The sequence below is a fragment of the Aureispira sp. CCB-QB1 genome (assembly GCF_000724545.1).
Classification (GTDB): Bacteria; Bacteroidota; Bacteroidia; order Chitinophagales; family Saprospiraceae; genus Aureispira.
The window spans coordinates 43176-57450 of sequence record NZ_JHBV01000006.1 but is presented as its reverse complement, the minus strand read 5'-3'; the positions used below and the strand labels follow the sequence as shown (position 1 = coordinate 57450).

At 36.4% G+C, this 14275-nt stretch carries 12 protein-coding genes and 1 tRNA gene; 11 read left to right on the top strand and 2 right to left on the bottom strand.

From position 1 onward, the window contains the following. The first annotated feature begins 458 nt into the window (after nucleotides 1-458). The 9 genes from CG11_RS02330 (at nucleotide 459) to CG11_RS02290 (ending at nucleotide 10297) form a co-directional block, all read left to right on the top strand. Complete coding sequence (locus tag CG11_RS02330; protein WP_052592720.1) at nucleotides 459-1112, top strand: hypothetical protein; 654 nt, start codon at nucleotides 459-461, stop codon at nucleotides 1110-1112. Nucleotides 1113-1185: 73 nt separating this feature from the next. Then, nucleotides 1186-1917 (top strand): bifunctional 2-polyprenyl-6-hydroxyphenol methylase/3-demethylubiquinol 3-O-methyltransferase UbiG, encoded by a 732-nt coding sequence (locus CG11_RS02325; protein WP_231512751.1) that lies wholly within the window; start codon nucleotides 1186-1188, stop codon nucleotides 1915-1917. Then, a complete protein-coding gene (locus CG11_RS02320) occupies nucleotides 1911-2486 on the top strand; it encodes a phosphatase PAP2 family protein (protein WP_052592716.1) in 576 nt (191 codons plus the stop codon). The genes CG11_RS02325 and CG11_RS02320 overlap by 7 nt, the downstream gene beginning before the upstream one ends. Nucleotides 2487-2609: 123 nt before the next feature. Further along, entirely contained in the window at nucleotides 2610-3125 is a 516-nt protein-coding gene (locus CG11_RS02315) for a rhodanese-like domain-containing protein (protein ID WP_052592715.1), read from the top strand. Nucleotides 3126-3293: 168 nt separating this feature from the next. Continuing rightward, nucleotides 3294-3902, top strand: a complete 609-nt coding sequence (locus CG11_RS02310) for a TIGR04282 family arsenosugar biosynthesis glycosyltransferase (protein ID WP_052592713.1) — start codon at nucleotides 3294-3296, stop codon at nucleotides 3900-3902. Nucleotides 3903-4150: 248 nt separating this feature from the next. After that, a complete protein-coding gene (locus CG11_RS02305; protein WP_052592710.1) occupies nucleotides 4151-5713 on the top strand; it encodes a C1 family peptidase in 1563 nt (520 codons plus the stop codon). Nucleotides 5714-5922: 209 nt separating this feature from the next. Beyond that, nucleotides 5923-6717, top strand: coding sequence for an SDR family oxidoreductase (locus CG11_RS02300; RefSeq protein ID WP_052592709.1), 795 nt, complete (start codon nucleotides 5923-5925; stop codon nucleotides 6715-6717). Between the two features lie 105 nt (nucleotides 6718-6822). After that, nucleotides 6823-9246 (top strand): aminotransferase class I/II-fold pyridoxal phosphate-dependent enzyme, encoded by a 2424-nt coding sequence (locus CG11_RS02295; RefSeq protein ID WP_052592707.1) that lies wholly within the window; start codon nucleotides 6823-6825, stop codon nucleotides 9244-9246. Nucleotides 9247-9682: 436 nt separating this feature from the next. After that, nucleotides 9683-10297, top strand: coding sequence for a hypothetical protein (locus tag CG11_RS02290; RefSeq protein ID WP_052592705.1), 615 nt, complete (start codon nucleotides 9683-9685; stop codon nucleotides 10295-10297). Nucleotides 10298-10395: 98 nt separating this feature from the next. Here CG11_RS02290 and accD read toward each other — a convergent pair whose 3' ends face one another. Further along, nucleotides 10396-11244: an acetyl-CoA carboxylase, carboxyltransferase subunit beta gene (accD, locus tag CG11_RS02285; RefSeq protein ID WP_052592703.1), complete on the bottom strand. Its 849-nt coding sequence runs from the start codon at nucleotides 11242-11244 to the stop codon at nucleotides 10396-10398. A gap of 178 nt (nucleotides 11245-11422) precedes the next feature. Further along, a complete protein-coding gene (rimO, locus tag CG11_RS02280; protein WP_052592701.1) occupies nucleotides 11423-12739 on the bottom strand; it encodes a 30S ribosomal protein S12 methylthiotransferase RimO in 1317 nt (438 codons plus the stop codon). 173 nt (nucleotides 12740-12912) lie between these two features. Here rimO and CG11_RS02275 point away from each other — a divergent pair. Together CG11_RS02275 and CG11_RS02270 are read left to right on the top strand one after the other, a co-directional pair. Beyond that, a tRNA-Ala gene (locus CG11_RS02275) sits at nucleotides 12913-12986 on the top strand. 183 nt (nucleotides 12987-13169) lie between these two features. Continuing rightward, on the top strand, nucleotides 13170-14228 hold the full coding sequence (locus tag CG11_RS02270) for a site-specific integrase (protein WP_052592700.1): 1059 nt from the start codon (nucleotides 13170-13172) through the stop codon (nucleotides 14226-14228). Nucleotides 14229-14275 lie beyond the last annotated feature (47 nt).

Genomic DNA, 14275 nt, shown 5'->3' with positions numbered 1-14275 from the left:
GAAGGAGCTCACAGTTTGATAGCAGCATTATCAAAACGAAAACAAGCAAAACGGATCAAAGGCTCGCTTAAAAATTTTCTATTAACATTCCTACTTTTTTATTTTTGCTTACTTAACAAGCTCATTTTACAACAAATCACCCCTTAGTTGGTTACTATAAATGGTATCGTCAAAGTTCCTCGCCTCCAAAGACCTGTTTTCATTTTTTTACCTTGATTGTAAATAAAACTGGAATCATTTTATGGTATAGTTTCTTTTGTCCAAGTACCTATTTTTTTGCTCTAGCTCAATATTATTTGTTACCTTTGAACGTCAATAAACACCATTTTGATCGTTTTTCACCTTGTTTTTTTGCTTCTTTTTGAGGAGCAACTCTATGCATTGTTATTGACGCCAACAGAGCTTCAATACTATCTATTATATATCATCTTCAAAATTTCTAAAGAAAGAAAATTAATATGAAAATAAAAGCGACTAGCATCAATAATCTTACAGACGCACGTTATTTTGCAGCGTGGAATGTCGAGTGGCTTGGCTTTTCCCTAGAAATGGGAAATGCAAACTATACCCGCCCTCAAGATGTTAAAGAAATTAAAGATTGGTTGGTTGGTCCCAAAATAGTCGGCGAATTTGGCTTGGATCAAAAATTGACAGACATACTCGCCTCTGTTGAATTACTACAATTGGATGCTGTGCAACTAAGCATGTACACAGATTATACGATTGCCAAAAACCTTCGTGATGTAACGGTGATAAAAGAGTGGGTTTTGGACGATTTAAAGAATATGAACACCTTTGCAGAACAATGTGATACTGCTGCTCAACACGTTGATTATTTTTACTTAGATTTAGAAAAAAATGGCATCAGTTGGACTGATCTAAAAGCCAATCGAATTGCCTTGGCAACCTTGCAAGAGTTATGCATGGAATACGCTATACTAGTTAGTCTGGTTTGTCCTCCTGCTCAAATGCAAGAATACTTAGAAACCATCAAACCACATGGCATTAGTTTGCAAGGAGGGGAAGAAGAAAAAGTAGGTGTAAAATCGTTTGATGATCTAGACGACATTTTTGAAACATTAGAAGACTTGGGTTATATCAACCAAGGCTAGTTGTCTACAAAAGGCTTGCTAGCACGCCCACTAAATTAGCGAACTTCTATAATTTTAATACAAAACAATCATTATGAGTACTTGGTTTGCAACTTGGTTTGATTCCAGTTATTATCACTTATTATACCAACATCGTGACGATAAGGAAGCTCAATTTTTCATGGATAATTTGGTTCAACATCTAGCCGTTCCTCAACAAGCAAAAATACTGGATTTAGCTTGTGGTAAAGGTCGGCATTCAATCTATTTAGCAGACAAAGGATTTGATGTGGTTGGGGTTGATTTATCCTCAGAAAGTATTGAGCATGCTCAACAATTTGAACACAAACACTTGCATTTTGCAACGCATGATATGCGGATGCCATTGACTGTTGGTCCCTTTGATTATATTTTTAATCTTTTTACAAGTTTTGGGTATTTTCCTACAGAAGAGGAACACCTTCAAACACTACAAGAGATGAAAAAGGGGCTAAAAGTCCCAAATGGTAGACTTGTTATTGACTTTTTTAATGCGCATAAAGTCATTCAGCAACTTGTTCTAACAGAAGAAAAAACGCTTTCTGGTATTACATTTAAAATTAATAGAAGTGTAGAAAATGGATACATATTAAAAGACATTCGCTTTGAAGACAATGGCGAGAAGTTCTACTTCCAAGAAAAAGTCCGTGCCTTTACCCTAGAGGACTTTAAACGCCTTTTTGAGCAAGTAGGATTGGAATTGGTAACAACTTTTGGGGGCTTCGATTTGTCTGGTTACGATCCTGTCCATTCAGAACGTTTAATTTTAGTTGTAAAGTCATGCTAGAATTATTATTACAATGGGATGAAAAACTCTTTCTTCTGATTAATACACAATGGTACAATGCGTGCTTAGATACTGTACTTGTTTATTGGCGTACCAAGACGACATGGATTCCACTTTATATTCTATTACTCTTGGTCATTGGTAAAGACAGAGGTTGGAAGACAATTTGGGTCTTAATCGTCCTCGGGCTCACCATTGCCTTAGCCGATCATATTAGCAGCGAATGGATCAAAAAAGCAGTAGAACGAGTGCGCCCTTGTAATAATACTCAGCTCTCTGATGTTCGAACATTAGTTGCTTGTGGGAGTGGGTTTAGTTTTACTTCTTCGCATGCCACCAATCATTTTGCAGTGACGATGCAACTTTTTTTAATTTTTAGAATGACATGGAAAAAGAGCTATTTTATAGCTTTGTTTCTTTGGGCTGCATTAGTAGCTTATGGTCAAGTCTACGTTGGGGTGCACTATCCTTTGGATGTCATAACAGGTAGTTTTTTAGGCTGTTTTTTAGCTTGGTTTGTTTACCAAATTAGTGCTTGGCTCGGAATTATTCGAAAAATTTGGAGTTAATTATATGAGTTGGCGTTTTTTCTTGTCCTTCAAAAAAATCTTGCCTTCTCGACAATACAACTCTATTCGTGATCATGTCTATTCTTTTACCCTACATTTTGCCATCAAAAATAAAATGTATCAATGAAATATGTTCTTCTAACAGGAATACTCCTTACTATTGGCCTCATTGCTTTTTTCGGGATAAAATGGATTCGCGTTTTAACAGCATCCAATTACAATCAGATGCTAGAAGCGTTGTACAGCAAAACGGTTCCTTTTGTTTATCCCAATCAAACAGCACAACTCAGTTCCTATGTTGTTTTAGATACCCGCGCTGCCGAAGAGTTTGCAATCAGCAGTTTGCCCAATGCTATTTGGGTCGGCTACCCTACTATGAACAAACAAGTTATTGACACCTTATCCAAAAATCAAGCAATTTTGGTATATTGTTCTGTCGGGTATCGTAGTGAGCGTATTGGTGAACAATTGTTAGAAATGGGGTTTACTAATGTATACAATCTGTATGGGGGAATTTTTGAATGGGTCAACCAAGGACATCCTGTTGTTAATACTAATAATCAATTGATAGATAGCATTCATGGATATGCTCCTTCTTGGGGCAAATGGATACAGTCGGAGATGACAATAGTTTATTAAAACAATTGACTATTGTGCAAAAGTTATTATAGTATAAAACGCTCCCCATACTTTGTGTAAACTACGTAGTAACAGTGTCGTTAACTAAAAGCAAAGCCCCCACATTCTAAATCGTATAAGTTTAAACATCACAACAGTTAGCTGCGCTAACTACTAAACATCATATACATGAATAAAAAAGGTTTGTTAATGATTTTTGCTAAAAATCCTATTTTAGGTACTGCAAAAACGCGCTTAGCAGCATCGGTTGGCGATAAAAAAGCATTAGAAATTTATCAATTTTTATTGCAACATACCGCTCATTTAACGGCTGCGGCAAATGGAGATAAACGTGTCTTTTATTCTAACCACATCGCGTCTGATGATGCTTTCTCTGATAAGCAATTTTCCAAAACGCTTCAAGAAAAAGGAGATTTAGGAAAAAAGATGCAAGCAGGATTTGAAGTTGCCTTTGCGGATAATTACGAACGTGTGCTTATTATTGGTAGCGATTGCTACGAATTGACAACAGAGATTATCAATCAAGCCTTTGAAGCACTTTTAAACCACGATTTTGTTATTGGACCTGCCAAAGATGGAGGATATTACTTATTGGGTATGCGCCGTTTAGAACCTGCTATTTTTCAAAACAAGGCATGGAGTACAGAAGGCTTGTATCAAGCAACCATAAACGATTTTAATACCTTAAACTATAGTTTCGTAGAGTTGCCCTTATTAAGTGATGTGGACTACTTAGAAGATTTACCTCAAGAGGTGCGTCACAAATTTGGGGTTTAAAATCATTCCCTTTCTCGTTTTAGACACCCAACTCCTTTTTTAGTCCCAGTTACATAAATTCTTAGTTTATTTTGTATCTTAAATACGACATTACTTCACATAATACTCCGTTGCTTTTTTAGTTTTTCTACGAACCCGCAGGCTCACGAAGTAAAACCGTAAAAAAGCAACGGAGTAATGTTCACAAGAACCACACAGTATCAATACTATACTCAAACCATCTTTTAATTACTACAATTCTATACAAAATGGCAATACGTTTTAGACCCGACAACGACAATAATGGAGGTAATAACAGTAACCGAGGCGGTGGAGGTGGCGGCCGAAATAATAGTGCAATTATCATGGCTATTATTATGTTTGCTTTTCGATATCCTAAATTTGCAGTTCCTATTATTATCATTGGTGCCATTGCCTTTTTTATAATGGGTCCTGGCATTTCTACACCTACCAATGATAACAACTCGCAAGATATTTACAGAATGGGTTGTGAAATTAGTCAAGAGAAATACAACGAATCAAAAGTTTTTGCAGCACTTTCTTCTTCTTCTAGCAAATATAGTCTCCCTGCCAAAGTCTCCTTGCGAGAATATGCTCCTAGACCACTCAATCAAGGGAGCCAAGGTTCTTGTGTGGGTTGGGCTAGTGCCTATGCTGCTAGAACGATCTTAGAAGCAGCAAGTACGGGTGCCAATCCCAATACCATTGCTTATAGCCCTTCTTTTTTGTACAACCAAATTGGCATTAGAGGCTGTCAAGGCGCCTATACTGGTGAAGCCTTGGAACATATGAAACAAAAAGGTTTGTTGGAGTTTTCTAAATTTCCTTATAATGAAAATAGTTGTAGCCAACAGCCCTCACAAGCACAATTGCAAGAAGCTCTGCAACATAGAATTCGAGGATACAATCGTTTGACTAAAACAGGGCGCAACTACGATGTTGACTTAGAAGCTGTCAAACAAAATATTGCACAAGGAGCGCCTGTGATTATTGCTGCTAAAGTTCCCTATTCTTTTCAAGATATGATGGGCAAGAAAGTATGGAAACCTAGAGCCTCCGAAAAACGTAATGTCAACAATTTGGGAGGACATGCCATGTGTCTAATTGGTTATGATGATAACAAAAAACAATTTGAAATTCAGAATAGTTGGGGAACAGAATGGGGCGATAGAGGTTTTGTTTTTGTAGATTATGATGATTTTAAAATCTTCTGTAGAGAAGCTTATGGGGTGTTTCCTCACCAAAAAGCAACAACTTCCTCTTCCACAGACTTTGCCATTGAATGCGGCTTGTATGATGTTGCTAGAGGCACTACTCTTGATTTAAAAAATGTTCGAGATAATCTCTTTGAAACAACAAGTCCTATCAAAATTGGTACAGAGCTAAAAATTGAAATCACCAACTCCTTAGAATGTTTCACCTACGTTTTTAGCAAGGAAGCGGACAGTGGCAATCGTCAAGGCAAAGCCTTAAAAATCTTTCCTCCTTCCGACCAATATTCTTCGTATATGGGAATTGTAGGGACACGCCTTTTCCCTCGAAATGGGAAGTTTTTTGCAGACGATGAGGGTACTCGTGACTTTATGGCAATTGTCTATTCTAAAAATGAATTAAATCCTGACCAAATTCAACAAAGAATCGACCAAGCAGGCAACAATAATTTTTATGATAATGTAATGGCTGCTGTTGGTAATCGGGCATTTCAGAATTTAAATTACACCAATAAATCGGGCAAATTAATTGCTTTTAAACAAAGTGCTACAGCCAAACAAGACGTTGCCGTTGTTGTGATTGCTTTGGACAAAAATTAGCAAAACGACTCAACACACTTAGGCTAAGACTTCAAGCATATAGCTTCGTAGAGTTTTATTTGCCACAAAGCTAAAGAGAAGTATCTTAAATCGAACCACAAATTAGTACCCAAGCTGGTTTTCAGCTTATTTTCAAGTACTAATTTGTGGTTTTTTATTATCTTTTGAGTACTTAGCCAAGTCATTTTTTTATACAACAAATCACCATTATGACATTTAAAAACAAAGTAATTTGGATCACGGGAGCTTCTTCTGGCATTGGAGAAGCATTGGCTTATGCCTTGGCAAAACAAGGTGCTGTTCTAATTTTGTCCAGTAGAAAAACAGCTGTATTAAAGCAGGTTCAACAAACTTGCCAAAAAACTTGCCAAGAGGTATATGTACAAACCTTAGACTTAGAACAGCATGACAAAATTCCTAGTATCGTACAGAAAGTAATCCAAGAGAGAGGTCCCATTGACATCTTAATCAATAATGGAGGAATTTCTCAGCGTTCGCTAGCTCAAGATACTATTTTTGAAGTAGACAAACGCTTGATGGACATTAATTACCTTGGCACCATTGCCTTAACCAAAGCCCTCCTACCCCATTTCTTAAAACGACAAAAAGGGCATTTTGTAACGGTCACTAGTCTTACTGGAGTTTTTGGAACCCCCTACCGTTCCGCTTATGCTGCCACCAAACACGCCTTGCACGGTTTTTTTGATTCTTTAAGAGCTGAACTGGTAAACAATTCCATAGATGTAACCTTAATCAGCCCTGGCTTTATCAAAACCAATGTCTCTATCAATGCTTTTGTTGGAGATGGTCAAGCTCAAGGTAGCATGGATAATCGACAAAGTAACGGCATACAGGTGGATGTCTTTGCCCAAAAGATGCTGCAAGCAATAGCGAAAAAAAAGAAGGAAGTTTACATCGGCAAAAAAGAAGTTATCATGGTCTATATCAAGCGTTTTATACCTTGGTTATACTACAAAATGATTGCACGTGTAGCCGTTCGATAATTTACTTTTTTAATTTTCTTTTAGGGGGAAGAAGTTCGTTTGCCGACTTGTTGATGTAGGAAGCTTCAATATTTTAATGTAAAAATCTAAATACAACACAAAATCATGGCAAGCGCAGTAGATATATTAAATCAAATTGTAAAAGATGGAAGTAACAGAGGCTTAATACATCATCATACAGAAGATGAAAATTTAGATGGTCAAGTAGTCACTATTAATGGCAATTCCTTAGTCAATTTTGGTTCTTGCAGCTATCTGGGTTTAGAAACTCACCCCATGCTCAAAGAAGGCGTTATTGATGCCGTCACCAAATATGGCACTCAATTCTCTTCCTCCAGAACTTATCTTTCTTTAGGATTATATCATGAGTTAGAACATTCTTTAAATACTATTTTTGAAAAACCAACTATTGTTACAGCTAGCACTACTCTAGGACACCTAGCTACTTTACCTGTTATTGTTGGTGACAACGATGCTATCATCTTAGACTTGCAAGTCCATTCGAGCATTCAAATGGCAACACAACTACTTAAAGCTCGAAAAGTTCCCGTTTACATTATTCGCCACAACTGCATGGAATCTTTAGAAAAAAAGATTCAGCACTTAAATAACAAGCACGACAAAATATGGTATTTCGCAGATGGGGTCTACTCAATGTATGGAGACTTTGCTCCTTTTCAAGCCTTAGAAGCCTTGATGGATCAATACAAAAAGTTTCACTTGTATATTGATGATGCCCACGGAATGAGCTGGACGGGCAAGAATGGTGTGGGCGTTGTCCGCAGCCATATGAAGCATCATGATAAAATGGTTTTAGCGGTATCTCTCAACAAATCATTTGGTGCAGCAGGTGGATGTATGGTGTTTCCCAATGCGGAAATGGAAGAGAAGGTTCGTAACTGCGGCTCTACCTATATTTTTTGCGGTCCCATACAACCTCCAATGTTGGGAGCCGCATGTGCTTCGATCAAATTCCATATGTCCCAAGCCTTAGAAGAACGGCAGGCAGAATTAAGAGAATTAATTGATTATACCAATACTCGACTTAATGAGTTATCCTTACCTCAATTCATGCAAACAGATAGCCCTCTGTTTTTTATTCCCGCTGGCTTACCCGCTATTACCTATGATATTGTCAGCAAAATGAAAGACGATGGTTTTTACTTAAATTCTGCAGCTTTTCCAGCAGTACCAATGAAAAAAAGTGGCGTCCGTTTTATGATTAATAATAATTTAAGCAAGCAAGACATCAATAATATGTTGGAAGCATTGCAAGTAAATTATCTGCATGCACTAATAGATGCAGGTAGTAGTTGTGCCTATGTTAGCAAAGTATTTGACATCCCAAGCTTTAATATCAGTATTAACGGTTCCCAAGATTCTGAAAAAGAAAGCAGGACTAGTTTACAAATTGAAATAAAAGATTCCATCAATAAGGTTCATAAAAAAGAATGGGATCAACTATTTATCAATAATGGCAATTTAAACTATGATAATTTAAAACTGGTAGAACAATGTTTTCAAGGCAATTCAGCACCTGAAAATAACTGGAAATTCCAGTATGTAACCATCAAAGACTCACAAGGTACTATTGTTTTAAAAACATTCTTTACCACTGCCCTAGTCAAAGATGATATGTTTTCTCCTGCTTCTGTTTCTGCCAAAGTTGAGTTGATGCGCCAAGAAGATCCTTATGTCCTTAGCTCTAAAAATGTCATGACAGGTTCTATGATTACAAAAGGAGAGCATGTTTATATTAATCGAGAACACAATAACTGGAAGGAAGCTCTAGCTTTATTGGTAAAAGCAATGCAAGAGACCATGGAACAAGTAGGCGCTACTAAGTTGATGTTGCGAGACTTTGTAGGGTACGAAGACAAAGAACTAGAACAAGTATTTTTAGAATTGGGATTAATCAACTACAACCTCCTAGACAATTGTATTGTAGAGTCTTTAGCTTGGAATGATCGAGCAACTTATTTGGCTCTACTAGGTCAAAAGTATCGCTATAATGTCCGAAAAGAAATCTTGCAGTTTGAAGATAGATTTATAGTGCGTACCAATAAGCCTCAATCGGAATCAGAAATAGATGCTTGTTATCAACTTTATTCGGCTGTATTTGAGAAAGCTTTAGAACTGAATGTATTCAAGTTACCCAAGCATTATTTTAAAGCTATGTGCGCCAATAACAACTACGATGTTATTCAACTCTACCTAAAACCAGAATTTGTAGAAGGCGCAACATCACCTGTTTTGGTTGGAATTTTATTTAGCGAAATCAATGGAAGTACCTACAATGCTATGCTAGTAGGATTAGATTACAATTATGTCAAAACTTATAATACCTACAAACAAATTTTATTTCAATCATTAGAAAGAGCCCAACAAGTAGGATGTGAAGTCCTAGACTTAGCCTATACAGCAGAGTTAACAAAAAAGAAATTAGGAGCTAAGTTGCAACAGGTACGCGCTTTTGTACAATCGACAGAACATTTTAACCATCAAATATTAGATGCGATGCTACAATAATTGACCAGTAGTTTTCTGTCTCAAAAGAATTATTTTTATTCGCTTTCATTGTTAAAAAACATCCAATAGTCCGCTATTTTTATTTTACGTTGATAGCCAATAAAACTAGAATAGTTTATTACACGGTTTAGTTTTGACCGCTTATTAAAAAAGTGTTGCCCAAGTTTAAAGGCGGCACTTTTTTTGTTTTTCATAAAAATACATTGTTTTAACAACTAATAATCAAGAATTTAAATATCCAAAAAGACTAATATAGAGTCTTATCAAACGTTTAATTAACTTTTGTAATTGCATTATTGATCAATTTAGCTTATATTATAAGGTTTGAAGTGACGACTACATAAAAGTGCATCTATTGTCGTCAATTCATATCGTAACAATCTCAAAAAACATCGTTTGTTGAACCCAAAAACAACAAACAAAAAACTATCATCAAATGCAGACACTTCATCACTCCTTCTGTGCTCTACTACTAACATTAGGGCTTTCTTTTAGCTTTCAAATATCTCATGCTCAAAGTACTTGGAAAGTTGCCAAAGAAAAAAATGGCGTTAAAATAGAAACTCGTTTTATTGATGGTTGGAGCATTAAAGAATACCGAGCAACCGTTTATATTAAGACAACCTTAGAAAAAGCGGTAGAAGCCTATAGAGACCCCGTACAACGAAAGGCGTTTATGGCAAGAAGTATAGAAGTATCCAACCTAAAGGAAAATTCAAAAACAGACATTATTACCTATAACTTGGGTAATGCTCCTTGGCCCGTTGCAGATCGAGATAATATCACACATTCTGTTTTTACCAAAACGGGCAATCAGGTAAAAGTAACCATGAAATCATTGCCTGATTATATCCCTAAAAAAGATGGTATTGTACGCGTCCCTCGTTCCAAAGGCTATTGGTTATTTATAGATCAAGGCAACGGCATTATTAAAGTAGTTCAACAATCTGTTGCTGACTTAGGTGGTTCTGTTCCCGACTGGTTGGTTAATTCCACTATTGTAGAAGGACCATACGATGTTTTATTAGCCTTAAAACGTATGTTAGAGTAAACTAAAAATGCCTGCTAAAAATTAGCAGGCATTTTTATATCAAATTATTGGGTAGCAAATCTATTATCCGAATAGAAGTACTACTTATAATAGGTTGATTATTTTTTTAGAATATACAAGATATCCTCTATTTTATCTTTTAAATTTTTTCGTTCAACAATAAAATCTAAGAATCCTCTTTCCATCAAGAACTCAGCACGCTGAAATCCTTTTGGTAATTCTTTTAACTTCAATGTTTCTTTAACAATACGAGGTCCTGCAAAGGCAATCAAAGCACCAGGCTCCGAGAAGTTAAAATCGCCCAACATAGCAAAAGAGGCAGAAACTCCTCCTGTTGTCGGATCCGTCAAGAAAGATAAATAAGGCACTTGTGCTTCTGCTAGTTGCGTCAACTTAGCTGAAATTTTAGCCATTTGCATCAAAGAAAAAGCAGATTCCATCATACGAGCACCACCAGATTTAGAAATGATCATAAATGGTGTTTTGTGTTCAATACAGTAATCTATTGCTTTAGATACTTTTTCCCCCATTACAGACCCCATCGAACCTCCAATAAAACCAAAGTCCATTGCTGCTATGACCAAGTCCATTTTTTGAACCTTTCCTTTTGCCACACGCATTGCAGAATCTAAGTCCGTTTTCTTGCGAGCAGAATCTAAGCGCTCTTGATAAGGTTTTAAATCTGTAAACTCTAAGAAATCATACGCGATAATGTCGCTGTACATTTCTGTATATTTGCTCTTATCAAAAATAATCTCAAAATATTCTTGAGAACCGATGCGCTCATGCTGATTACAAGATGGGCATACGTACAAGTTCTCTACTAAATCCTTAACGGTTGAAGTGGTCTTACAGGCATTACATTGGTGCCAAATCCCATCGGGAGTTTCCTTCTTTTGAGAAGTGGAAGTCGTTATACTATCTTTATCACGTTTATACCATCCCATATTTTGGTGTCTTTTATGTGTGTTAAGAAATTCCGTAACAAAATTACAAAATTGTAGCTATTGCACTAATATATTGCTTTGTTTTTGAAACTTGATTTTCAGAATCAATTTTAAACGATTCATTTTCAAGAAATAAAAAAATTAAAACAATTCCTTTAGTAGCAACTTTGCCTAATTTTTAAGCTTTGACTACTTTTCCATACAAATCATATTCGGTTGCATCAATGATTTCAATCGTTGCAAAATCCCCAATACGAACATAGTTTCCTTCAGTTTTAACCAGTACCTCATTGTCTACTTCTGGAGAGTCATATTCTGTACGACCAACAAAAAACTCTCCCTCTACTCGATCAAACAAAACGTTGAAAGTTTTTCCAATCTTTGCCAAATTATTCTCCCAAGAAATATCTGCTTGTACTTCCATAATTTTAGAAGCACGAGCAGCTTTGACCTCTGCTGGTATATCATCCTCTACATCATACGCCAATGTATTTTCTTCATGAGAATATTGAAATACGCCAACTCGTTCAAATTTCATCTCTCGTACAAAATCTACCATATCTTCAAATTCCTCCTCCGTCTCTCCTGGATAACCTACCAAAAGTGTCGTTCTAAAAGCAATGCCTGGCACACGTTTGCGGGCTTCTTCAATAAGCTTCATGGTCTCTTCTTTCGTTATTTGACGACGCATCCGTTTTAATACGGCATTATTAGCGTGTTGCAAAGGCATATCTATATAATTACACACCTTTGGCAACTCCTTGATGGCATCAAAAACATCTAATGGGAATTTACTAGGATAAGCATAGTGCAACCGAATCCATTCAATGCCTTCTACATCATTCAAAGCACGCAATAAATCCGCAAGTTTTCGTTCTTTATAAATATCCAACCCATAATAAGTCAATTCTTGTGCGATTAACATCAACTCTTTGACGCCTTGTTTTGCTAAGTTCTTGGCTTCTGTCACCAAGTCTTCGATAGATTTAGAAATATGCTTTCCTCTCATCAAAGGAATAGCACAAAAGGAACAAGTACGATTGCACCCTTCGGATATTTTTAAATAGGCATAATGCGGGGGTGTCATTAATAGGCGTTCTCCTACTAAATCGTGCTTATAATCTGCTTCTAATTTTTCTAATAAAGCAGGTAATTCTAAGGTTCCAAAATAAGCATCTACCTCTGGAATTTCTTCTTCCAAATTATCTTTATAACGTTGAGATAAACAGCCTGTCACATACAACTTATCAATCTCGCCTCGCGCACGCACATCCGCATATTGAAGGATGGTATTGACAGATTCTTCTTTAGCCAAATCAATAAATCCGCAAGTATTCACAATAACAATATTCGCATCCGCATCGTTGCTATCATGCACTACCTCAAATTCATTGGCTTGCAATTGACTCATCATAACCTCAGAATCCACCATATTTTTGGAACATCCCAAAGTAATAACATTTACCTTATCTTCTTTATGACTTCTTGTTTTCATTTTCTTTTGTTTTTAAGCAGCACAAAGATACTATAGGAAGTCTTAGAAATACATTTTTTTTCTAAAAAATTCTATCTGCTGAACTTTTTAGCCCAAAATTCAATTATTAGAGTAGATTTTATACCAATTATTTGGTAAATTTTATTTTTATATTCTATATTCGTGCCCAACAAGGGGGGTTAGCTCAGTTGGCTAGAGCGTTTGACTGGCAGTCAAAAGGTCGTCGGTTCGATTCCGATACTCTCCACTACTTTTATAATATTCTCAAAGTCAATGACTTATGAAAACAATATGACAACCTTCCTGTCATATTTATAAAAAGCCTAATTATAATCATGCTGTTTTTAGTTTGGTGATAACCTCTTCCACTATCATCACTAAAAAAGGACAATCAATGGGTTTGTTTTATTAATTCAAAAAACAGATTCCAATGGATGAAAAATTTGTTAAACCTCGTTTGTATGATGCGGATGGGGATTTGACCAAGCAATGGTTTGTCTATTATTATAAAAATGGTAGGCGTATTAGGAGTTCTAAAGGCATAAACAAACATGCCACTACTCTAAAAAGGAAACAAGCTGCAAAGCTGCTCATCAATGAAATACTAACAAGGGAAAAGCTAACCTACAGAAGTAAAACTCGTAGGATCGTGGATGCGTACCTGGAACAAAAGAAAAATACATGGAGACCCAAAACATACATGGGGCACAAAAGCATAATAAAAAGCTTTTTCTTTTGGTTGGGCTTTGATGAGCTGAATAATGAAAATGTACGTCGTTTCTTTCTTCATATTATGGAGGAAAAGAGCCGTACTACTTACAAGAACTATAAACAAGTTATCAAACAAATACTGGGAGAAGCTTTGCGTTTGTCCAAATTGGAAATGGATGATTTGTTTGATGGTATTCCCTCACTCAAAACCAATCCAACCCCGCCCAATGTTTATTCCTTGAGCAATATAAAACGCTTAAAAAATGCCATTCGGGAGGAACACCCCGTTTTGTGGTTGGTTTGCCAATTGCAATACTATTGTTTTATTCGACCCAATGAAATACGATTTTTGAAAGTGGGGGATGTAGATCTGGACGAATGCAAAATAATTGTGCATGCCTCGATCAGTAAGAACAATAAAACTAGATATCCCGTAATTCCTCCCGCTTTTGTACAAGAATTAGAAATAGCAATACAGGGCAAACACTTGGGAGAATACCTTTGTCCTTCTGTATTTGGGAATAAGAAACAAGCGGGGGTCAATTACTATGCAAATATGCACCGTAAGTTTTTGGAAAGGGTGGGTTTGCCTACTACTAGATATAAGCTGTACGGATGGAAACCGACTGGGATGCTCCAAGCTAAAAAAAACGGAGCAAGTATGAAGTATCTGAAGGAACAAGCTGGACATGCTTCTATTGACCAAACCGATAGTTATATGCGTGCTGTGGGGTGGAGAGACGACGACAATAGTGCTGCTTTGGTTCCTGAATTATAAATAAACTAAATTCTTAGTTATAGTAAAATAAGCATAAAAAAAGCCTA